The organism is Desulfosporosinus acididurans, assembly GCF_001029285.1.
In the GTDB taxonomy this organism is placed as follows: Bacteria; Bacillota; Desulfitobacteriia; order Desulfitobacteriales; family Desulfitobacteriaceae; genus Desulfosporosinus; species Desulfosporosinus acididurans.
This window is the reverse complement of the sequence record NZ_LDZY01000011.1, coordinates 49,718-72,657: the sequence shown is the minus strand read 5'-3', so window position 1 is coordinate 72,657 and position 22,940 is coordinate 49,718. Positions and strand designations below refer to the sequence as shown.

The window sequence follows — 22,940 nt, the reverse complement described above, 5'->3', positions numbered from 1 at the left end:
AGGGGATTCAAGGGGAGAGACAAGTGAGGAGAAGTGCCGAATGAAACCACTAGCAGTCTTAAAACAAGATCTCGTGATCCGAGTCAATCAAGTAATGGAAGAATATTTTAGCAAAATCGAAGAATTGGAGACCCGTTTGCTGGAAAAAGATGAGGAGATTAATCGTTTGTCCTCTTCTTTATCTGAGATGACTACGAACTACGAAATTATAAAGACAGCCGATACTGAAAAATCAGTTGAAATTTCTAGGCTTCAAAGGGAGCTGCAAACGTTAAAGCTTTGTGAGTCGGGAGAACCGGAGCTTATCATTATCTATCAACCTCAGGACATCTTTAACTATCCGCGAAATATCATTCGCTGGTATTTTAACGAATTAGACTTAACTAAGCTCACCTTTGACAATCTCGTTGTTTCCTTAAAAGGACTGATCGATCTTTTGGACTGTGAAATGATTGATGAATTTCTCTTCTATATAAATGATAATCGCCTCAATAGTTTGAGAGAAGGCGAACTTGTCGAACTCATTTCCTTGTTGGAGCTATACTTACAAGCTCAATTTAAAAAAGGTATTTTCTCCAGTGCGGGCATCTTCTCTATGATCAATAGCATTTATAAGCAAGGATGGATTGCTTTGCTCAAAGACTTCTTTGAAACCAACCATTCGTATCTCGAAGAGAGCATTTTTAAGATTGATGCTTCCAGCTTTGATTTCGAAGAACCCCTAACTCTCTTAAGGATTTATTTCGATCTTAAACTTCATACGAAGGCTGAAGCCTGGTTGAAAGAAATATTTCACTCTATGGTACTTGACAAGGAACTTGAGTCTAAAGATGCTATCGAGCTTCTTTATTTTGGACTAGTCTATGAGCTTGAGGATAAAGCTCTAATATTCATTCCCGAGATCCGGACACTGATGAATAATTCCATGCTTCCCGAATTAAAGGCCTTTAAAGTATATTATGACTCCTTTTCATCGGGATGCGGGGTGGAAAAAACGGTACAAGAGCTGAGTATCTTACAGCGAGAAGCAAGAAGCTTAAGTACCCCTCTTAAGCTTAGAGGCTTTGAGGAAATGGTTAGCCGTCTCAAGTCTCTTCAAAAGAAGGAGCTTCAGCAAGAGATTAAGACTCAGCTCGCAACAAAATTACAATCAAGTTTAAAGGAAGAATCCCAATCGAAATTAAGCTTACTGAAAAAGTTTCAGTCGGTGGTAGAAATAAAGAATGGACTTAATTATTGTCCCTATGATAATACCCATCTAAAGGCCATCGAGGCCCTGCTTGCTAAATATGCTGATTCTGGAAAAAATGTAGTGAGCCAATATATTCCTGTTCAACTATTTTATTGTGCTGCCTGCAATAAGGCGTTTATCAATCGCTCTTTAGAAAACAAGCTGATTCCTCTCGTTTCGTTAACACAACTGGATATTATTCAATATAGTCCTGTAACAAAAACGACAACCTCACACAAGAAAGTGAACCAATCTCTAGGTGCCCCTATAGTAAACTCCAATTTTCAGGTTTCGGTATCACCTCCAGCGCCCTTACCAAATTCTCATTATGGCGAGAAATGGCAAGAGGAATCTCCACTTAAAAAACTAGGTTATAGTACGAATCTTACGAGAAGAGACCGCTGGGACGTTCTTATCCATCGAGCCGTTCCTAAACTTGGCTATGAAAGGGTTGCAGAATATCTTAACTGGTTTATAGAAGACAAGCAGAAGATTAAGCAAAAGGACTTCAGCCGTGCTATCTCGATCTGGGAAGATGATTTAAGGCGGTTAAATGAACATAGGGCGAATGAGATTTTGAGACAGGGGTAAATAAGCCGAAGGCAGTAAAGAATAGACAAAATTCAAGTTTGATCAAAATCCCTGATCATTAGAATCATACTATAATGATTGTAATGGACGGAAAGAGCTGCAAATTGATACAGATTAGGGTCTTAAAAGCTGCACTAACTAATCGAGTCGCCCAATAGAGGATTTTGTAGACTACCAACGCTCTGGTTGCTGCCTAACATTGAGCGACATTAAGCGGATACATTTATAGGATGTAACTTCAAACTGAGAAGAGGGGGCTAAATAGAAATTGGAGAAGGGCAAATATTATCTTTCAAAATTAAAAGAGCATAACTATCAGCCTGAGTTTCAAAAATGTATAGAAGATGCCTGCCAATACTGTATAAATATGACATTTTCACAAAGCGATAATGACCTTAATGATAAAGAAAAGCATCCAATTATGTTGCTTGGAAAGATCCAGAGTGGGAAAACAAGGGCGTATACTGGGCTAATGGCCTTAGCTTTTGATAACCAATTCGATATGGTTTTCATTCTAACAAAAAATAGTAAGGCATTAGTACAACAGACTTATAAACGTATGCGTCGTGAATTCAATGATTTTATACGTGAAAATGAAATTGACGTCTTTGATATCATGAAAGTATTGAATGGGCTTACAGATTATGAGCTAAATAAAAAGATTGTAATTGTTGCCAAAAAAGAGAAAAGCAACTTAGATCGTATTAGTGATTTTATTAGCGATTATACAATTCAACAACGCAAAAATTGTTTGATCATAGATGATGAAGCAGATACCACGGGTATAGGGTTTAACAAAGTTAAAGGCAGTGACGACGAATTTGATTTAAGAACAATTGCATCAAAAGTTAACAAAATTCGCGGTAGCCTTGATGGGTGTGTTTTTGTTCAAGTGACTGCAACACCTTATGCCTTATATTTACAACCGGATTTTGATGAAGAGAATTTAGCGCCAATAAAACCTAAAAGAACGATTTCATTACCCTCTGGTGAAGGGTACGTTGGAGGAGAATATTATTTTCTAGACTCCAAAGATGATGCCCATCCGGCACGGTATATATTTGAACCCGTATTAGAAAAGGAAAATGAACTTGTTTCGGATCAAAAACGTAAAGGTAAAAAATCTAAAATTGATGATCGCCGCATTTTTAAAGAAGAAGAAATTATTACTAGCAGAGATAAGTTGGTCGCTTTTAAAAGAGGGCTAATGAATTTTGTTGTTGGTGGATGTATCCTTAGAAGGAACAATCCTAATTCCCATTACGCTTTTATTGTTCATACTGCAACACAGAAAACTTCTCATGTAAAATTAGAAAATATTACCCATGAGTTCTTCAAACAGATAAAGAGCCGCGATTCTAGGACAAGCTCTATAATTAATGAAATGCTCCAAGCGGCTTTCATTGATACTCAGAAATCTGTTGAAGCCTATGGTTATCCTATGCCAGGTTATAAAGATGTTGAGAATGCGTTTTATAATGCGATAGATAAAGATTATATCAGTGTAACCGTTGTAAATAGCGATAAAGATATGGATGCTGTATTAGACGAAGACAATGGAGAGTTAAGACTAAGATCCCCCTTTTCAATTTTTGTGGGAGGTCAAGTTCTAGACAGAGGAGTAACAATCCCCAACTTGATCGGCTTTTATTACGGACGCAACCCGAAAACAATGCAACAGGATACTGTGATGCAGCACTCTCGGATGTTTGGTTATCGAAATGAAGACCTATTGTCTGTCACGCGTTTTTATACAACTCAACGAATTTATGAAAATATGATCCGAATAACTGAGATCGATCTGGCCTTACGTGAAGATATCGAAAGTGGAAAGTTTACCGAAGGTTTTTACTTTATACAAAAATACGTTTCTCACAAAAAAGACGAAAATGGTGAGAAGGTAAAGGATGAAATTATCCCCTGCTCCCCAGATAAAATAAGAATTTCCAATATCTTGTTATTAAAACCAAATAGTCGACTTCTCCCAGTAGGATTTACTCCAATTGCTAAATCTTATGCTCGGAAAATATCAAGCGAAATAAGAAGACACCTGGCAGAAATCATCGATGAACAAGAAAGGGATGCAGTGGATGTTTCACTGGATGTTTTAGAACCAATTATAAAGCTTGCATACTCTGCCTTAAAGCAGGATGAACAAGCATTGCGATTTGTGTCTTTAGAGAGATTATTAACAACTATTAGATACCTCGCAGACAATGAAAATAAAGTACATCTTATTGTCAGAAGAAACCGTAAAATAGCCAAATATAAAGGAAATGGTGTGACTTACCAGGATGCTCCTGATAATGGTAGAGAAGAGCTAGCGATTGCCCGAAAAGTAGCAATTGATAAACCTGCATTAATGTTACTCCACCAAGATGGCACAGCTGAAGGATGGAATGAAAGCGAATTCTGGTGGCCTGTATTATTTTCACAAAAGAATACAAGAAGAACAGTATTTGCTATGCCAGATGCGGGTGGAAGATTAAAAGTCAAATAGAAGTATCTGCATCGCTATGAAATACCAGGAAATAGGATTTCATAGACTATAGATTTAATTTGAGGGTGACAACATGACTATCGGTTGGAATTTCCCGTCTAATAATTTCGGTCAATTAATGGGGGTAAGCGAATCGGGTATAGAAACTTTCAGAGGGGCGCGCTATAGTTTTTTGGCCCGTGAAATTTGCCAGAACTCTCTTGATGCTAAATTAGATCAGGGTCTGCCTGTTACAGTTGAATTTCAAAAAATATACGTCAACAATTATGATGTGCCAGGATATGAACAACTACAGGATGCTTTGGAAAGATGTCTAGCTTTTTGGAAAGAACGTAATAACAAGAAAGCTATGGATTTTTTTAGTAATAGTTGTAGTGTAATCAATCAAGAAAGGATATGTTCGTTAAGAATTAGCGATTTTAATACGATAGGTCTAACCGGATCAGATAAAGAGTATGAAATTACCCCTTGGCAAAGCCTAGTTAAATCCTCAGGTGTATCCGATAAAGGCGGAGCAGCGGGTGGAAGCTATGGTATTGGAAAATCTGCACCGTTTGCATGTTCGGAAATTAGAACATTGTTCTATAGTACCCATGATGTTAAAGATATAATTGCCACGCAAGGTGTTTCAAGACTTGTATCCTTTCAAAATGCAAATGGCGAAATAACACAGGGTATCGGATACTATGGCGATGTAGAACGAAATACAGCTTTAAACACAGTGTCTGGTATCGACCAGACTTTTGACAGAAACTGCAGGACAGGAACCGATATATATATTCTTGGTTTTATGGAAGATAATAGTTGGAAAGATGAAATGATTGTTTCTGCTTTAGAAGGCTTTTTATTATCTATCTATGATGAAAGCTTAATAGTTAAGATAGAGGATATTGTGATTTCTAAGGAAACTCTACCATTAATCATTAATCAGTACAAAAGTAGTGCAAAATACGCGTACAATTATTATCAAGTGTTAACTTCAGGAGAAAGTATTGTTATAAATGAAGATTTCACGGGTCTTGGCGAAATCGAATTAAGAGTTTTGTTAGCACCAAATTTGCACAGAAAAGTATTGATTACGAGAAGTACAGGAATGAAAATATTTGACAAACAAAATATTTCGAGCACAATACAGTTTGCAGCAGTCCTGATTTTAAAAGGTGAAAAAGTTAACCAGTTCTTTAGAGATATGGAATCACCACAGCATGATGCCTGGGAACCAGACAGACATCCAGATACAAAAACAGCCAAAAAAAGACGCACCGAATTATTTAAGCTTATTAAAGAAAAGATTCATGAATTGGGTAAGAATAACGCAACTGATGTAATGGATGCAGAAGGAGTCGGAGAATTTTTACCTGATGATGTTATTGATTTGGAGATTCAAGATGAAAGCGGTGTCGAAGAAACAATCACTGCTAGAATCAAAGATATTGCGATAAAAGTAGTCGATAGGGTTTCTATGTCTAAAGGCAATACCAAAATATTTGATTTAATGGCAGATGAAGAAATAGCGGCGACTGGTGACTTGTCTGAAGAGGACGAGGGTGAGGGAGTTGGAAGAAAACCAACAGGGGAAACTAACTCGTCAAGTGGCGGTATTGGGACGGCGACTTCAGCAAATCGGAACGATAACAGTGAAACTGAAATTAAAAAGTATGTTGAAGTAGGAACAGCATCCGTTCGAATATTTTTAACTGACGAAAAATCTAAACAATACAAATTGATTATAATACCGGAAAAAAATGTTAAGTATGGATATATAAAAATTAGCCTTTCCGGAGAGCAAAGTGATGTCGAAGCAGTTATTATGTCTGCTAATCTGAGTAACAGTTCAGTATCCTTAAAGTGCTCTAAAGGAAAGGTCTTCATAAACAACATGATTGCAAAACAAAAATATAGTGTGTCGTTTGTCTTAGACTACTTTGATAACTGCTCAATGGAGGTGAGACTATATGGATATACGCTATAAATATTTTCCATATCCTGTATTGAGCACATTTTCCGATGATTATCTCAATTCCGGATTTATATCTGAAATAAAAGTAATAAAAGATATCAACGATATTATTCTTAGTTTGAAGGTTTTATTGGATGATTCTGCGATGTTAAGCTTAATTAGTCAGAATAAAGCGGAGTACGTTTTTCATATTGAATGTTCGCAAACATCCTATCGTTCGATAGTTAAGACTTCCGAAACAGAAAGTATAAAACGAATAGCAGAAAGCAAATTAAACGGACGAGTTAGTATATGCACTTTTATTGTTGCCAAAGAAGATCTTGATAGGTTTAGAAGCAATTCGTTTAATGAAGACTATGGTAACCTGTCTTTTCATATAAAACGAGGTGGTATTTTAGCCATTGCCAATCAGGTTAACCTTGACATTACTAAAGAAACTAATGATCTGTCCAAAATTCCCTCTGTATTTACTGTCCTTAGACGTGATTCAGAGGATGATTTAGGAATGCAAATTGAAATAGACGGTAATAAGATTAAATTATTTCTTTGTAATGAAGAATTTTATAATTATAAGAATGTGGCTGCGGTTCCGAACTTTCAACCTTTGTTACATGCTGCCCTTATATTACCTGCCTTAATCTATACCTTCGAAACGTTGAGGCATTCGGGAACGGAAGAGTATGAAATGTATCATTGGTTTAAGGCAATAGAAAAAGCCTTGTTAAAGTCTAATCTTGAATTTAATCAAGATACTCTAGAAAACAGACCATCCTATGAATTGGCTCAGAAGTTACTCGCATCACCAATCAGCAGGGGGTTAAAATCAATTTTAACTTTTGGAATGGAGGAAGAGGAGGAATGAAACTACATTTCTTAAAAGAAGAGGCACTAGAAACTTTAAAAGGAAATATAAAAACAAATCTCCGAAATTACTCAAGCCCAACTAATGATTGGATAATGGACTTTTTTAAAGGAGAGAATCCTTTTATAGAATATAAAAAGGAAGTAAGTGATTTTAAACTTAAAATGTCTTATGAGAAACCAGAGGAAGGCGATGTTGAAAATATTAAAATTATTTATTCCGCTATGTCTAATCTTACTGAAACGGATGCAACAGATGAACGTTTATGGTCTGGATTAGAGCATGGTGCCTTTTGGGATTTTTTAAGATACCGTTGGTCAGTTAGCAAAAAACCACCTGAGGAAAAGGATATTTATAATCATTTTTTCTTTTCACAGTCAAAGAAGAGATCTTTAATTACCAACACTTTATCAAAATTATGGTGGATTGGTAAATTAACATATGATGAAAAAAGAAGAAATCCTTTTGAATTGACCGAATATTTAAAGCATGATTTGGCATCAAGAAGTAGGGTTTTATTTTCTAGTAACTATTCAAATAATCCTGTGATTGTTAGGGCCTTATTATCTTCACTAATTAAACTTCAAAATCAAGGATTGAACATAAGCCGTGAGATATTTACAGAGGCCACTAAGTATTTAAATGTGCTGGGTGGAACATATATTTTGGATTACTTTGAGGAAGAAGAACTCTCTGAAAAAATTAGCAATAGAGTTAAAACACTATTAAGTGCATAAATTAGACGAATATATTAGTATAAGAGTTTCGCGCAGGCTCCTGCCATGCATGTCAACATTCCGGGTCTATGATGCTCTGCCCGCTACATTAGGGCCGACAGATGCCGGCCTATTTCCAGCCAGACATCTGTCTGGATAATCGTACGGATCAGTGCATTGACCAGAAAGAAATAGTACCCAGCGCGGCCGACACGATCGGTGAGTAAGGACGTAATTAATCTTACTCGAGAGGCGGAGCTTGTTTTTCAGTATAATCGTGCTTTTTGGCGAACTAAGTCGAGGCATTCTGGCATGGTTACGACTTTCTTAATATTGCAAAGTAAACTGGGCAAATTCGAGAAGGAGTATAATAGTAAGGAAGGATTATTAATGTCTGGATATTGTGATCGACCTCGGCTTCGCCATAGTAAAGGGGCCAGCCCCTTCTATAATCGTAACAATTAAATGGATCTGAAAAGATGGATGAAAAGATTGGGTTTCCCCAATCTTTTCTCATTTTATAAACATTCATGCTATACTTAAGGTATATATTTCCTGCTTGGAGGATTCAAAATGTCTCTACCGTCAGTGCTAGCTAATATTTTTCGATCAAAGCAAAAATCGTATAAAATGGTTCTTATTCTTGCTCTTTTAGATGAAGGGGCTCCTGGGACAAAAGGGGTTTCTCTTACCAAGATTACGGAACGTTTTCGTCAGACTTTAATTGAACGTGAAATAAAAAATTTTCCAGTGGACACTCCAACTGTGAATATTGGTTCGAGTTGGCAGAAAGCCTCACTTCAACAGATGAGAAGTGTGATTACTAATCCCATCGAAGCACTTTCTCGGCCGCGTATTGTCTGGGCTGACTTTTCCAAAGATATGATTGGATTCCATTCAAATGTACTTTCTTTGCTTAATCCTTCTGTTGTTAAGGAACTTCGAGCACTTGCCCTTCAAGAGATAGAGGAGTACTACCAAAACCAAAACCAGCCGGCCCCAGATAGAATTACCTCGTTGATCTCACAACTTATGAATAACTATCTTAAGTCAAAAGCTGAACCGTTTAGTGCTCATCCTCTGGGAACCTTATTGCGGCAAACGCTTCCCCAAGAATTACAGAACCTCCCCTTTATCGATGAGCGGTACAAGGTCCAGGGGTCGGTAGGCATGGGTAACTGGGCAAACGTGCCTTGGATCGCCATTATGGATAAACGGATTACGGATACAACTCAACACGGAGAATATATTGTCTATCTCTTTTCGGAAAACATGGAGTCCGTTTATCTTACCTTGAATCAAGGGGTTACAGTTCCATTAAAGCAGGGGCGACGTTTAGGCTATGAATATCTTGAAAAGAGGGTCAAAGAGATTCGAGCTAAATTGCCATTAGAAGGAATGCAAAAAGATCAGAACATTTTTTTAACATCCAGTGGTTTAGGTAAGGATTATCAAGTTTCCACGATTGCTTATATCCGCTATGAACGGGATCACTTGCCTAACGATGATATCTTAATCAAAGATTTAAAAAACATGATGGAGAACTATGAGTGCTATGTCCAATCCCAAATAGAGGTTGATGGTGAGGATGGGGAAGAAGACGTGAACAAAGTGAGCGATCGAGATGTCCAAAGTATTCTCGAACAGATCAAAAGCTATATCACAAGGAAAGGGTTTACATTTCCGGAGCACTTGATCGAGAATTATTACCTTTCACTGCGCACTAAGCCGTTTCTCATCCTGGCGGGCATATCAGGAACCGGAAAGACTAAACTCGTCCAACTTTTTGCTGAAGCACTAGGGGCTACGGAAAGCAATCATCAATTTAACCTTATCCCGGTTCGGCCCGATTGGAGTGATCCCTCGGATTTGATTGGCTACCTGGATCTGACAGGCCGATTTAAACCCGGCAGATTGACGCAAGTTTTTTTGACAGCTTCACAACCCGAGAATAAGGACAAGCCTTATTTCGTTTGTCTTGATGAAATGAATTTAGCACGGGTAGAGCATTATTTTAGTGATCTGTTAAGTGTCATGGAAACTCGGCGCTGGCAAGACGGTCGGATCATAACGGATATCCTTGTCGGGGAAGAGGAGCTTCAAGTTATTAAGGATTCTGCAGATAGGATAGAGGGGCCGAGGCAAGAGCCTACTTCCGTGGGTATTCCCGATAACGTGTACATTATTGGCACTGTGAATATGGATGAAACGACGTATCCCTTTAGCAAGAAAGTTCTCGATCGGGCGCAAACCCTTGAGTTTAATGAGATCGACCTGAACCAGCTTCCTTTTGAGGAGGATGAAGCTTTAGAGTTTGATGGACTAACTTTAGCCCAATCCTTTTTAGCAAGCGATTATTTGATTCTAAAGGATGCCTTTCCTGGTAATGAAGCGTTGATCCAACGGACGACGGAACGTTTAGTGGAGATTAACGAGATCTTGGCAGAGGTTCATGCGAATATTGGTTTTCGCGTACGTGATGCCATTTGTATCTATATGGTCTATGATCAGCGATTTGGACTTTTGGCCGAAGATGAAGCCTTTGACCTTCAGCTTTTACAAAAGATTCTCCCACGTTTGCAAGGGAGCCATTCCTCCTTAAAGCGTGTGCTCATCCAATTGATGGCTTTTGCGGTAGGGCAACGGTTAAATGTTGAGGAACTGATGGAGGATGCTTCGGAGCTTTATTTACGTTGGCGGAGTCGATCCGACCAACCGGCAGCATGTTTTGCCAAGAGTGCGCGGAAAATTGCCTATATGCTGCGGAGGATGGAAGAAGATGGCTTTACCTCATTCTGGCTCACTTAAAGAAAGTCGGGAGCTTTTGCACATTGAGACGGATCGGTTTGACCTTTATATCCAGGGAAAGCCCTTTCACCCTAGTGTTGAAGCTCTGCAGTTACATCGGAGAGATGAAGAGGAATGGGTGGCTTCAACCCTACAGATTGTTCCAGCTCCGACTTTAACGATGGAGACGATAAAACTTTTTTCACCCCAAGCCATGGAATTACTTCCCTTTGAGGAGAATGCATCCTTTCCCATCTTTTTTGAAAATCAGGAATACGAAATCGTCCTTCAGAATAAACAGACTGAACCCTTGAGCTTTTTTCATGAGAACCTTCATTTACGGCAAGCCGTAAAGTCCCTGGGGAAGGATTTATTGGTAGGGATTTTAAACTTCCGTAATGAAGTAGGGTATACGGATTTGGAGATTCGCTCCCAGGGGAATACTCTGTTAAGCCTTCGCTTGGAGATCTTTCCGGCGAAGATGGACTATCAAAGGGATTACCAGAGAATACTCTTCGAAGTGAATGAGCAAATCTATAACCTGGCCTTCGATTTCCTTCGTCGCACTTATCAGTTAACAGGGCTGAGGGATACACATAACCAAAGTCTTACCGAGTTTTTTACTATTCTAAGAAGTGTCTTTGGTCAACTCGGTCGAGCGATTGAACGGATCCAGGCTGCACCGCATCATCGCTTAACGGCCATACGTGAAGTGAGGCGTGCGGAGCAGGTCAAACGAGTGGATAAGTCGAATTCATCCTATTTAGCCAAGCATCCTCAGCGACTCGTTGAGGATCCTGTTTATGGCTTAATTCTGATACAAGGAAAATACTTTCGTCCGACTCATTTATGGGAAGCAAGACGGCAGATCAATTATGATACCCAGGAAAATCGCTTCCTAAAATGGATGTTCTCACGGATTACTATAAAACTAAAAGAGCTGCGCCGCCGCGTTTTGGTGATGGAAAGAATTACCGATCCTGTTTTGTTAAAGCAGATGGACGAAATGCTTCGGCAATTGGATCGGTTTTCTGAGATGGAGTTTTTGAGAGACGTCGGGGAGATTAAACAAATCTCGGTCACCTTAGTCTTGCAAATGGCACCGGGCTATCGGGATGTTTACCGATTCTATCTCTTATTAATGAAAGGATTGACGATTCAAGGAGATCTTTTCCGCCTCTCGCTTAAGGATTTGGCCCAACTCTATGAGTATTGGTGTTTCCTCAAGATTCATAGTTTACTTAAGCAAAAGTATGAACTGGTTCGGCAAGATATTATCCGCGTAAACCAGCAGGGGTTGTTTGTGATTTTAGACCGTTCGCAAAAAGCCAGTGTGACGTATCGCAATCCGTTAAATGATGAGTTGTTTACACTTTTCTATAACGCTTTGCCCACAGAGGATAAAAATATTCCGACCTTAGCTCAACGGCCGGATAATGTGTTAGCCCTGAAGAAGGAACATTCTGCTGTAGAATACAAGTATATTTTTGATGCCAAATACCGTATAAACCCTGCCTATGAAGGGACACCGTACGGCTCAAAGTATAGAAGCCCTGGCCCGGAAGAAGAGGATATTAATACAATGCATCGTTACCGGGATGCGATCGTTTATGAGGATCCCAAGACGAAGGAGTATCAGCGGAGTATGTTTGGGGCCTATATCCTGTTTCCTTATGATGATGAAGAAAGATTTCGCGAACATCGCTTTTATAAAAGTATCAATAAAGTTAACGTCGGTGCCTTTCCATTTTTACCGGGAGCAACAAAGCTGATGGAAGAATTCCTGGATGAACTGATTTTGGATAGCCCGGAAAAAGCCTTCGAACGCACCACACAGCCCCGTGGAACGAAACAGTACTACGAGGATAAGCTTAACGGGAAAAATGTACTCATCGGCTCAATGCGGGATAAGCAGCAACTTTCCCTTTGCTTAGACCGCAAGCAATACTGGATTCCGCTTAAGGGGTTGTACCAAGAACAGTCGATCTTAACCCAACTGGAGTACATTGGACTATACCAATCTAACCGCGCTTTCGGGCCCAAAGAAAGTGGAGTCTGGTGGATCGGTCAAATCAAAACCTGGAGCGTCGTACGTCGTAAGGAAATTACGGTTCGCAAGCCCCTTCCTGGAAAAGAAAATGAGCTCTACGTTCTATTTGAAATTAACTCCTGGGCAAAACGCACTTTCCCCATTAAGCCAGGTGGTTATGGAATTCAAACCTATCTGTTCACCTCAACCTACATACTCGAGCGTGCTCAGTTCATTGCCGAGCTCAAGCTTGAGACGGAAGAAGAGTTAAAGGAGTGGCGGGAGAAACGACGGTTAGGTGAAATTCATGTGGAGTTGGATGACGAGTATGTGGATAAGGCGAGTCGGGTTGTGAAGGTGGACTGGCAGGGAGCAGAAGGTTAGAATAATTTCACAAATTGTTGAGATTATATATGGCATTAAATTGTTGTTTGTTTATGCGATGATAGATATTGAGCGCATCGCGAAGTTAGAAGAGGAGATTAAGAGACTCATCAAACAGGAACGAGCGCTTTTTTTGATTGAAGAAAAGGGCTATGTAGACCGCAATCTTGTGAAGGCAGAACACAGAGAACTGTCAAAACCTTGACCCAGCCTTAGGCGTAACGATCCGGTTGAATAGATGAAGTTAACAAGAGAGATGACCGAATGGCGAGGATCCTGGAACTTGAATCAATTCTGGAATTTCAGAGCGGTAGCATTACAGAGTTTGAGGATATTTCAGACAGGAAGATAATTGAAAAAATATTGGTTAAGGAACGAACCAAATTATCAAGAGAACGAAAAATCGAAGGGCCGTTTGGTGAGTTTCCGGGAAGTTATTCTGGAGCCAGGCTTCAACCTGAAGTTAAAATCCACACGATTACCCACCGCCTAAATCCTATCTTTGAAAATTTGTATCTGGGTATTCCGTGGACTGAAATTGATTATTTGATGGCTCTCAATACCAGTATTCCTTTGTATAGGCAGTTAAAGAGGGATTTTCCAGAAGTTGTAGCTGTTAATGCTATGTATACTCATGGAATCGGCGTTATAATTTCTACTAAATGCAGATTTGGCGGGTACGGCAAAGCTGTAGCCATGAGACTTCTCTCAACCCTCCATGGGATGCCCAATTCAAAAATTATCATCGTGGTTGATGATTTCGTCGATCCGTTCAATTTACCCCAAGTTATGTGGTCGTTAACAACAAGAGTACGTCCAGATAAGGATGTGGTCATTATTCCGAATGCTCCTGGAATGCTGTTAAATCTATCATCAGAGCCTGCAGGAATGCATACCAAGATGATTATCGATGCAACAACTTCGGTTGTTCCGGATGTTGCCCGGGAAACTGAACTGTTGGAAGTGCCAGAGAAAACTGATTATTGGATGGATTATCTCAAAAACGGCTGAATTGTTTACAAAGGCACCTGTTGACAATGCCTGGGAAGTCTATATATGTAAAACCTGTGATTTTACTTGGCGGTCTACTGAAAGCGAAGATATTACTAATCCGGAAAAGTATGATAGCAAATTTAAGATTAATCCGGAAAAAATTTCTGCGCTTGAAGTTATACCTCCAATTTCCAATTTATTAAAGGCCTGACCGCTGGCGGCAGGTATGAATATGATGCTTAATATTTTTAAAATCTTCCATTTTAAAAAGCAAACCTAGATAATCATGGCCAAGCCCGCTGGACCAATTCGCTGAAACTCTCAGGCCTGATCGAAGATTATGATCAACTTCTTCTTGCCATTGCCGGTTGTCTTCCGGATTTTTCTTACTTGCTCTATAATATTTCTCGCTATAGTAACGCGGACATCAAAGGCAGCGTCAAACTTCAGATGTTTTTGAACAGGATTACATGGTATTTCTGAAAACTCTAGAAGAATCGCTCCAGGTATTTAGTCAGCTGGAATGGGCTAGAATACTTCGAGACTTTTATTCGCTATATCATGAATGCCAGGAACGATTTAGAATTTCAGACGGTCTATGAGTTAGCTTGAGTTAGCTAAAGAGATTTCTTTAGAAAGGAGTGAAATCGTCATGACTATTGCCGAAAAATTGATCACAGAAGGCATGGAGAAAGGTATAGAAAAGGGTAACCGGAAGTAGCGGAAAATTTGCTGAATCTAGGTATGGGAATTGACATGATTGTAAGGGCTACAGGACTGAGTGAAGAGGAAATCAGGAAGATTATGAATTGACCATCGGATTAGATTGCTCTGGGCTGCACTAGGAAGTTCAGGGCAATTCTATTAAAGGATTTTGATCGACTTTTCTTTTTAACAATGATTAAAAAAATATATGTTTTTTTGTGTAAAAAGAATGTCTTCCAAGAACTTGGTTAAGACATTCTTTTTATGTATTAAGCTCAATAACGACAAAATACAACACAAAATATGGCAAAGGAAGAGCTATAATTAAGAAGACAGGCATAAATTTATCAGAGAGGAGGATGTTCGTGGTACGATTGTCTTATCCTATTGCAATGGAGATAGCCGGCAACAACGCAATGTGGACAAGACCGGATTGCGGTGACTGTCCGGTCAGCTATCCAGCACCAACATATTCTGCAGCCAAGGCTATTTTTGAATCCGTCTTATGGGGGCCGGATGTAGAAATAATCCCTGCAAAAGTGGAGTTGTGTGCTCCCATACAATACCACTCTTATTGCACTAACTATGGAGGACCTTTGCGAAATCCTAAATCAATTAAAGACGGAAATAATTATCAGTTGTATGCCACCGTGTTAATTGATGTCTGTTATAGACTGTATGCAGAAGTTATTCCCAATAAAGAAAAAAGCAGATTGCCGGAAAGAGCCGTGCAATGGGATAAAAAAACGACCTCACCCGGCCATGCTTATCAAAGTATTTTTGAAAGAAGACTTAAACGAGGTCAGTGCTATTCCATTCCCTCATTGGGGTGGAGAGAATTTACGCCCTCCTATTTTGGCGAATTTCGGGACACAACACAGGTGATGTCCGATGCGCTCCCCGTAATTATACCATCCATGTTAAGACAGGTTTTTTCCAAAGGATATGCTTCTCCGGTTTCCTATGTGTACGACAATAACCTTGTCATTCAAAACGGCGTGCTGGAGTACCCTAAAGGGAGTGAAAACTATGCTCAATGAATTGTATAGTTTGTCTGCTGCTTTAAAGAATAAAGGAATTAGCACCAGGGAATGGCATAGAGAATATAAACCCTTACCCAAGGTTACTGCCAAAGCACCCTGTATACGAATATGGCTTGCCCGGGACGGCTCGGTTCGTGGAATTGAGAGCATAAGTGCAGAGCTTGCCCAGTTACTGAGAAAATACGGGAACAATCAAGGAACCTTTCCTGCTTTCAATATTGTTCCCCTATACCGTATCACCGAAAAAGAACAACTTTCCGAGTTGGAACAAATTGAAAAGGGTAGTATCCCCCCCGATTTAGACAAAATTAAATCATGGTGTGTTAATGACAATTGGAAAGAAAGTATTGTCAAAAAAGTTGATAGAAGCTTGCATAATATTTCCCAGACCCTTTCAGATTTAATTGGAAATCAAGAACAACCTGAACGAACTCTCGTTTCAGAATTAATTCGTTTAGCGGATGGTTTCACAAACGAGCCTAATAGAAGTTTCAAGTCCGCACTGGAAAAATGCGTTTTCGCGAAGCTTCAAAAACAAGAGGACATAGGCATTCTGCTTGCTATGCTATTCCATAAAGGTAACCCACAGAAAAATCATAACGCTGATACTGGTGTATCAATTTCAGTTGTTTTGGATTTGTTTGAATGGCAACAGTATGGCTATCCCGTAACAAGCCAACACGCCACCGAATGGATTAACGATAGGCTGTTGGAATCCAGCTTGCTGACTATATCTAAACAGTCCGAGGTTGTTGGCATTGACGCATTTGGGCTTCCCTTTGTTAACCCAAATGAACCTATGCCAAGCGTGAAACTCAATGGCTTTGATGTAATCTTGCGTTCAATGTTCAGTGGACAGCCTTGTCAGTATCGTTATGAGCAGATAGATGATGCTTCCTATCCAATTGCCCTGGAAAATCGTTCTTTCGCCAAAAAATCATTGGAATGGGTTGCAGGCTTGGAGCGGGAGGGTATTACTTGGCGAAAAATCGATAAGAACGAAATCATATTTGTTTACCCTTCCAAGTTGTCGGAAACTTCGCCAAGATTTGCTTCAATTTTTGGTACCAGTCAAGCTGAAAGCTCCGCCCAGTCGGAAGCACGTTTTGAAAACAATGCCAAAGATTTTATTAGGACGCTCAAAGGTCTTCCGACGAAGGAGAAGTCGGATTTTATTCAGATATTCACAATCCGCAAACTGGACAAAGCTCGTTCAAAGGTGATCTTTACTCGAAATTGTTCGCCGGACCAGCTGATTCAAGCGGCGGAGGAATGGATGGCCGGCTGCCGTAACGCGCCAGAAACAGATCTAGGTGAGAGAAAAAGTCCTTTCCCGCTACAAGTGGCAAAAATCGTCAACAATGTCTGGAAACAAAACGGGGAATTGGCGCAAGGCAAGACTGCCGTTGAACGAATGAAATATTATCAGGGAATGGAATTGCTTCTTGATCTTATGCAGGAAAGTATGATAGGCAATTACCTACATATCGTACTTACCCATTCATCCGGGCTGGTAAGCTATGTTGGTAACTGGGTGCATGGCGGTTCAAAATGCAAGGACAAGACAGAGGAAAGAGCTCTAGATAAATTAAAGAATGAAACGGTTTTTCTGTTGTCTGTTCTTGGGCTGCTACTTTATAAACGGGGTGCTAGAAAGGAGAATTACATGGAAAGTATGGCTTATTTAGTCGGACAGCTTTTGAAAATCTCCGACGAACTGCATACCTTGTACTGTAACGTTGTACGCGGGGATGTTCCTCCACAGCTGGTGGGCAGTGCGTTGTTTGCTACAGCCGGGGAAACGCCCTATCAGGCCATGGCTCAATTGTCTCTTCGTATGAATCCCTATATAACCTGGGCCAAACAATATCGCTTTAAGGACAAAACAAAAAATGAGGGGACTAGGATAGCCGGCTGGCTTCTTCGTTTATATGAAGATGTGGCAAACAAATTGTATCCTGCGATGGGGGATGTAACACGTTTCAATGATTTTGATAAAGCACAGCTTTTTATTGGTTATCTGGCATCGTTTCCCAAAAGAGAGTCTTCAGTAACAGCAAGCGCTGACGACAACGTTAATGATAATAGTATAGGAGGAGTCAAGCATGAACACTGAAATTAGGCGCGCAACCGGTCTTTTGGTCATTGAAGTTGTAAACTCAAATGCGAACGGCGATCCAGACAGAGAGAGCGATCCTCGCCAGCGTCCCAATGGTCTGGGTGAAATTTCACCTGTTTCCTTTAAACGTAAGCTGCGCGATTTAGTGGAGGATCACGACAGCTTATTTTTTCAAAGCCTTCCAGAGACCTATGTAAACAATTCAGAGCGATACAGCATATTGGAGTCCCGCGGCCGTGACTTGAAGTCTATTACAGGTGAGATGTCTAATGATGTAAAAAACTTTGATCAGAAGAAATTCTTAGAAAGTACTTTTGTACAAAAATATTGGGATGCTCGGGTCTTTGGCAATACTTTTTTAGAAAAAGGGGCTAATAAAGGATTTATCAAAACGGGGGTTGTTCAATTTGGTGTGGGGGTATCTATTTCGCCAGTCAATGTTATACGTCATACAAATACCAAAAAAGCCGGCGTACAAGAGGATAAACAAGGGGGGATGGCTCCTTTGGCTTTCCGAATCGTGGAACACGGCGTTTACTGTATGCCGTTTTTTGTGAATCCCAATTATGCTGCCAAAACCGGCTGCATGCAGGAAGATATTGACTTGCTTAAACTTTTAATTCCTAGGGCTTATGATTTGAATCGTTCCGCCATTCGCACTGATGTGCGCATTCGTCATGCTTGGTATATTGAGCATCTGAACGCCCTTGGCAGTTGTCCAGATTATCTTCTTTTAGAAACGCTTACGCCAAAGCGTATTGGCGAGGCAACCATTGCGTCCATGAACTGGGATGATTATGAGGATAAGACTGCTCTGCCGGAAGAATTGCAGGCTAAGGTGAGTTCTGTAAGCGACCTGATGTTGGTATGATTTATTACGCGCACAGTAAAAAAAATGATATTCCTGAGCAGGAGTACTTGGCACATATTCGTGGTGTCAGGTCGCTTACCCAGGAATATGTCCAGGATATAAGCTGTTATGCAAATTGTGACAAAACACTGCTATCAGGGATAACGGAAAAAGCCTCCACGTTTCATGATTTAGGCAAACTGAACCACGAAAATCAGGATGTACTTGCCGGGAAAACATCATCAAAATCTCTTCCGTATAATCACGTAGATGCAGGAGTCGCTTATTTTTTGAATAACAAACACTTTTCGGCTTATTCCGCCGCTGTAATCCAGGCTCACCACATTGGCTTTCCTGATTTTACTGTCGAAATGGATAAGGGTGATAAGGCGATTTTTCGGGATAGTTCCATTGCTTTGGATGTAGATAGAGAGCTGCCGGAATTGCAGGCAATCCACAACGACCTCATTGATAGCCATTTTGACTACGGTGGGGAGGAAATCAAAGGAGATCCTTCGGTTTTCTTGCGGATGCTCTTATCCTGCCTCGCTGATGCTGATCACACCGATACAGCGATTCATTATCAGCAGTATCCAGCCGAAATGAGTCCGGTTAAATTGCGCGCCGCCGAACGGCTTGACCAATTAGACCGGCATATTGCAGGGCTAAAGAAGAAAGGAACCGACGATGATCGGAACGCTCTGCGCAATGAGATGTATTTTGCTTGTCGAGATGCCGACATTAACGTCGACATAACCTCCTGTGACAGTCCGGTTGGCTCTGGAAAGACGACGGCGGTTATGGCTCATTTGCTTGCCCAAGCGGAAAAGCGCAGACTACGGCGCATCTTTGTTGTATTGCCCTTTACGAATATCATTAAACAATCCGTTGATATCTATCGGAAGGCTCTCGTTTTGCCGGGGGAAAAGGCTGATGAGGTTGTAGCGGAGATGCACCATCGGGCGGACTTTGAATCCGAAGATGCCAGACATATGACCGCACTTTGGCGGGCACCAATTATTGTCACAACGGCAGTTGCTTTTTTTGAAACGCTGGCCTCGAATTCTACCTCAACTCTGCGCCGATTGCATGAATTGCCCGGCAGTGCCGTTTTTGTGGATGAATCCCATGCTGCTTTGCCGGCTAAACTTCTGCCTATTGCCTGGAAGTGGATTAACATTTATGCTGCGGAATGGAGTTGCTACTGGGTTCTGGCCTCCGGTTCACTGAATCGATACTGGACAATCCCGGAAATTGCCGGCACCGAAAATTCCCACTCTGTACCGGAAATCATCTCTAACGAACTGCGCAAGCGCCTTGCGGTCTATGAAAACAACCGAATTTCTTATCATAGCGATTTATCTCCTAAAGGCATAGCGGAGCTTGCTGAGTGGATCAACAAGTTTCCGGGTCCGAGACTGGTTATCTTGAACACGGTTCAAAGCGCTGCCGTATTAGCGGACTATTTTTCAGAACACTTTGGCCGAGAGTATGTCGAGCATTTGTCTACGGCATTGATCGTAAACGATCGGGAAAACACCCTTAAACGAGTTAAAGAACGCTTGGCTGATAAAGAGGACACTAATTGGATTCTGATTGCAACGTCGTGTATTGAAGCCGGAGTAGATCTGTCTTTCAGAAATGGATTCCGCGAACTTGGATCGCTGGTATCGCTGCTGCAAGTTTCGGGGCGTGTTAATCGGGAGGGCCTCCTTGATGATGCGGGAATGTGGACATTTTGTATTTTGGAAGACGGATTGTTAAGGCTCAATCCAGGTTTAAAGGAGGCTGCTGCTGTTCTCAAAGGGTATTTTGAAGAGAACAAAACCATTATGCCTGAATTGAGTACCCAATCCCTTGCTGATGAAATTGCTTTATATGGGTTATCTAAAAAACATGAAAATTTAGTCACCGCTGAGAAATTGAAAAGATTTCCTCAGGTGGAACAGGATTTCAAGGTGATTGACAGCAATACCCGTCTCGTCGTTGTTGATCCGGCTGTGGCAAAGCGCTTGCAATATGGAAAAGTCGATTGGAAAGAATTGCAGAAAGTCTCAGTTCAAATTGCCAAATATAAGTTGGACGAATTGAGAACGCCCATGATCATGGATTATATATACAGGTGGAATCTCGAATACGACTGTTTTCTTGGTTATATGGCCGGCATCGTGAAATTAAAAAAGTATAAAGGAGAAGCAATCATCATTTGATTAGCTATAGATTAATAGTGGTAAAAACTGCAATACCGAGCGCGGCTCTTTTTGAAATGATTGTTTCCCTGTTCGTCTTGAGAGTAGTTGGAGGTTTGTAAGGTGCTTGGTTGGAAATCATATATCGATGGGTTAGTATTCCTCTACAAAGGTATATAGAACCTTACAGGATCTACTGTTGCTGGAATCACTCTGAAATATTGGTAGTTATAAAATATCTGAAGAATTCTCAGAAGGATTGAGTCTGGAGGTTTTTAATGGAGTATGATGAAGAAGATTTCCTGCTTCTGTCCGGAATACAGCATTTCGCTTTCTGCAAACGACAGTGGGCTTTAATCCATATCGAACAGCAGTGGCAGGAGAATTTGCGCACAGTTGAGGGCGAAATCCTGCACGAGAAAACTCATGACAATACCATCAAGGAAAAGAGGGGAGATTTGATCATATCCCGGGGCATGGGAATCTTTTCACGTACCTTAGGGATTACCGGGGCTTGTGATGTGGTGGAGTTCCACAAGGCCCGGGACGGAGTCACTCTTTTTGGTCGAGAGGTAAGGTACAAGCCGATTCCTGTAGAGTATAAACGAGGCAAGCCCAAGCAGAATAATGTAGACGTCCTGCAATTATGCGCTCAGGCTATGTGCCTGGAAGAAATGCTTTTGTGTACAATTCCCGAAGGGTTTCTGTTCTATGAGGAACCTAAACGTAGGCTTAAAGTGCTGCTTGACGAGGAGATCCGGGAACAGGTAACGACTATTTGCAGAGAGATGCATGAATTGTACGATCGACGGTATACGCCTAAAGTAAAGCCGACCAAAGGCTGCAAAGCTTGTTCCCTCAGTGAGCTTTGCCTGCCTAAGCTATATAAAAATCCCTCGGCTCTGGCTTATATGAAGAAGTCTATTGCGGAAATTGAGGTTGATCAATGAGAAAATTATTGAATACACTTTATGTGACGTCGACCAATACGTATTTATCTCTTGATGGTGAAAATATTGTCATTTTAAAGGATGAGGCAGAGGCGCTGAGAGTTCCCTTGCATAATCTGGAGAGTATTATTGCTTTTGGCTACACCGGCGCCAGTCCGGCTCTGATGGGTGCCTGCGCCCAGCGCAATATCGCCTTGAGTTTTATGAAGTCCAGCGGAAAATTCCTAGGCAGAGTGGTTGGCGAAGTTAAAGGCAATGTTACCTTGCGAAAAACTCAATACAGATTATCGGAGGATGCGGCGGAGAGCCATAAAATTGCTCAATCCTTTATACTGGGAAAAATATACAATGCCCGCTGGGTATTGGAGCGGGCAACCAGGGATCATGGGGCTCGGCTGGATGTGGACAAATTAAAAGGAGTTTGCCAAACCCTAGCTAACGCTTTGAAGCTGGTTGAAAAAAGTCAGGATTTAGAGCAGCTGCGGGGATTTGAAGGAGAAGCCGCGGCCCAATACTTTCGGGTAATGGACGATTTGATTCTTCAGCAAAAGGATGATTTTTATTTTAAAGCCCGGAATAAACGTCCGCCCCTGGACAACGTCAACGCTATGCTGTCTTTTGTCTATACCCTTTTGGCCCATGATGCTGCAGCGGCCTTAGAAACGGTTGGTTTAGACCCCTATGTGGGATTTTTACACCGGGACAGGCCAGGAAGGATTTCTTTGGCGTTGGATTTGATGGAAGAGCTGAGGGCAGTTTATGCAGACCGGTTTGTTATTTCTTTAGTCAATAAAAGAGAAATCAATGGCAAGGGCTTTACCCGGATGGAAAACGGAGCGGTTATTATGGACGATGATACGAGAAAAGCTATTCTTAAAGCATGGCAAAGCAGAAAGCAAGAGGAGATCAGGCATCCCTTTCTGCAGGAAAAAATAGAATGGGGACTGGTTCCTTATGCCCAGGCTATGTTGCTTGCCCGGTTTATCCGGGGGGATTTGGACGGGTACCCAGCGTTTATGTGGAAGTAGGTG

The 22,940-nt window shown here is 41.0% G+C and carries 16 protein-coding genes; all 16 read left to right on the top strand.

The features are described from left to right. Window positions 1-40: 40 nt before the first annotated feature. The 16 genes from DEAC_RS15535 (at window position 41) to cas1c (ending at window position 22,937) form a co-directional block, all read left to right on the top strand. Entirely contained in the window at window positions 41-1,822 is a 1,782-nt protein-coding gene (locus DEAC_RS15535) for a hypothetical protein (protein ID WP_047810994.1), read from the top strand. 268 nt (window positions 1,823-2,090) lie between these two features. Further along, complete coding sequence (locus tag DEAC_RS15530; RefSeq protein ID WP_053006466.1) at window positions 2,091-4,322, top strand: Z1 domain-containing protein; 2,232 nt, start codon at window positions 2,091-2,093, stop codon at window positions 4,320-4,322. A 73-nt stretch (window positions 4,323-4,395) separates the two neighbouring features. After that, complete coding sequence (locus tag DEAC_RS15525) at window positions 4,396-6,294, top strand: hypothetical protein (RefSeq protein WP_047810993.1); 1,899 nt, start codon at window positions 4,396-4,398, stop codon at window positions 6,292-6,294. Continuing rightward, complete coding sequence (locus DEAC_RS15520) at window positions 6,278-7,144, top strand: hypothetical protein (RefSeq protein ID WP_047810992.1); 867 nt, start codon at window positions 6,278-6,280, stop codon at window positions 7,142-7,144. Before DEAC_RS15525 ends, DEAC_RS15520 begins: the two co-directional genes overlap by 17 nt. After that, window positions 7,141-7,881: a DUF6339 family protein gene (locus tag DEAC_RS15515; RefSeq protein ID WP_047810991.1), complete on the top strand. Its 741-nt coding sequence runs from the start codon at window positions 7,141-7,143 to the stop codon at window positions 7,879-7,881. The genes DEAC_RS15520 and DEAC_RS15515 overlap by 4 nt, the downstream gene beginning before the upstream one ends. Window positions 7,882-8,433: 552 nt before the next feature. Beyond that, the gene (locus DEAC_RS15510) at window positions 8,434-10,668 is read left to right on the top strand and encodes an MrcB family domain-containing protein (protein ID WP_047810990.1); all 2,235 of its coding nucleotides are present in this window, start codon (window positions 8,434-8,436) and stop codon (window positions 10,666-10,668) included. Continuing rightward, a complete protein-coding gene (locus tag DEAC_RS24240; protein WP_047810989.1) occupies window positions 10,640-13,060 on the top strand; it encodes a restriction endonuclease-like protein in 2,421 nt (806 codons plus the stop codon). The genes DEAC_RS15510 and DEAC_RS24240 overlap by 29 nt, the downstream gene beginning before the upstream one ends. A gap of 58 nt (window positions 13,061-13,118) precedes the next feature. Beyond that, complete coding sequence (locus DEAC_RS23610; protein ID WP_161796459.1) at window positions 13,119-13,265, top strand: hypothetical protein; 147 nt, start codon at window positions 13,119-13,121, stop codon at window positions 13,263-13,265. Between the two features lie 59 nt (window positions 13,266-13,324). Further along, entirely contained in the window at window positions 13,325-14,071 is a 747-nt protein-coding gene (locus DEAC_RS15500; protein ID WP_083996206.1) for a UbiD family decarboxylase domain-containing protein, read from the top strand. 1 nt (window position 14,072) lies between these two features. Next, a complete protein-coding gene (locus tag DEAC_RS15495) occupies window positions 14,073-14,264 on the top strand; it encodes a non-oxidative hydroxyarylic acid decarboxylases subunit D (RefSeq protein ID WP_282434458.1) in 192 nt (63 codons plus the stop codon). A gap of 859 nt (window positions 14,265-15,123) precedes the next feature. Next, the gene (locus DEAC_RS15490) at window positions 15,124-15,798 is read left to right on the top strand and encodes a type I-E CRISPR-associated protein Cas5/CasD (RefSeq protein WP_047810988.1); all 675 of its coding nucleotides are present in this window, start codon (window positions 15,124-15,126) and stop codon (window positions 15,796-15,798) included. Then, window positions 15,788-17,917, top strand: a complete 2,130-nt coding sequence (locus tag DEAC_RS15485) for a hypothetical protein (protein ID WP_047810987.1) — start codon at window positions 15,788-15,790, stop codon at window positions 17,915-17,917. Before DEAC_RS15490 ends, DEAC_RS15485 begins: the two co-directional genes overlap by 11 nt. After that, complete coding sequence (locus DEAC_RS15480; protein ID WP_047810986.1) at window positions 17,907-18,791, top strand: type I CRISPR-associated protein Cas7; 885 nt, start codon at window positions 17,907-17,909, stop codon at window positions 18,789-18,791. The genes DEAC_RS15485 and DEAC_RS15480 overlap by 11 nt, the downstream gene beginning before the upstream one ends. Beyond that, a complete protein-coding gene (locus DEAC_RS15475) occupies window positions 18,788-20,980 on the top strand; it encodes a CRISPR-associated helicase/endonuclease Cas3 (protein ID WP_047810985.1) in 2,193 nt (730 codons plus the stop codon). The genes DEAC_RS15480 and DEAC_RS15475 overlap by 4 nt, the downstream gene beginning before the upstream one ends. 257 nt (window positions 20,981-21,237) lie before the next feature. Beyond that, a complete protein-coding gene (cas4, locus tag DEAC_RS15470) occupies window positions 21,238-21,909 on the top strand; it encodes a CRISPR-associated protein Cas4 (RefSeq protein WP_047810984.1) in 672 nt (223 codons plus the stop codon). Then, window positions 21,906-22,937 (top strand): type I-C CRISPR-associated endonuclease Cas1c, encoded by a 1,032-nt coding sequence (gene cas1c / locus DEAC_RS15465; RefSeq protein ID WP_047810983.1) that lies wholly within the window; start codon window positions 21,906-21,908, stop codon window positions 22,935-22,937. The genes cas4 and cas1c overlap by 4 nt, the downstream gene beginning before the upstream one ends. Window positions 22,938-22,940 lie beyond the last annotated feature (3 nt).

Excerpts from the sequence above, each read along its gene's own strand:
- DEAC_RS15535 (WP_047810994.1), top strand. The coding sequence starts at position 41 with ATGAAACCACTAGCAGTCTTAAAACAAGATCTCGTGATCCGAGTCAAT.
- DEAC_RS15525 (WP_047810993.1), top strand. The coding sequence starts at position 4,396 with ATGACTATCGGTTGGAATTTCCCGTCTAATAATTTCGGTCAATTAATG.
- DEAC_RS15520 (WP_047810992.1), top strand. The coding sequence starts at position 6,278 with ATGGATATACGCTATAAATATTTTCCATATCCTGTATTGAGCACATTT.
- DEAC_RS15515 (WP_047810991.1), top strand. The coding sequence starts at position 7,141 with ATGAAACTACATTTCTTAAAAGAAGAGGCACTAGAAACTTTAAAAGGA.
- DEAC_RS15510 (WP_047810990.1), top strand. The coding sequence starts at position 8,434 with ATGTCTCTACCGTCAGTGCTAGCTAATATTTTTCGATCAAAGCAAAAA.
- DEAC_RS24240 (WP_047810989.1), top strand. The coding sequence starts at position 10,640 with ATGGCTTTACCTCATTCTGGCTCACTTAAAGAAAGTCGGGAGCTTTTG.
- DEAC_RS23610 (WP_161796459.1), top strand. The coding sequence starts at position 13,119 with ATGATAGATATTGAGCGCATCGCGAAGTTAGAAGAGGAGATTAAGAGA.
- DEAC_RS15500 (WP_083996206.1), top strand. The coding sequence starts at position 13,325 with ATGGCGAGGATCCTGGAACTTGAATCAATTCTGGAATTTCAGAGCGGT.
- DEAC_RS15485 (WP_047810987.1), top strand. The coding sequence starts at position 15,788 with ATGCTCAATGAATTGTATAGTTTGTCTGCTGCTTTAAAGAATAAAGGA.
- DEAC_RS15480 (WP_047810986.1), top strand. The coding sequence starts at position 17,907 with ATGAACACTGAAATTAGGCGCGCAACCGGTCTTTTGGTCATTGAAGTT.
- DEAC_RS15475 (WP_047810985.1), top strand. The coding sequence starts at position 18,788 with ATGATTTATTACGCGCACAGTAAAAAAAATGATATTCCTGAGCAGGAG.
- cas4 (WP_047810984.1), top strand. The coding sequence starts at position 21,238 with ATGGAGTATGATGAAGAAGATTTCCTGCTTCTGTCCGGAATACAGCAT.
- cas1c (WP_047810983.1), top strand. The coding sequence starts at position 21,906 with ATGAGAAAATTATTGAATACACTTTATGTGACGTCGACCAATACGTAT.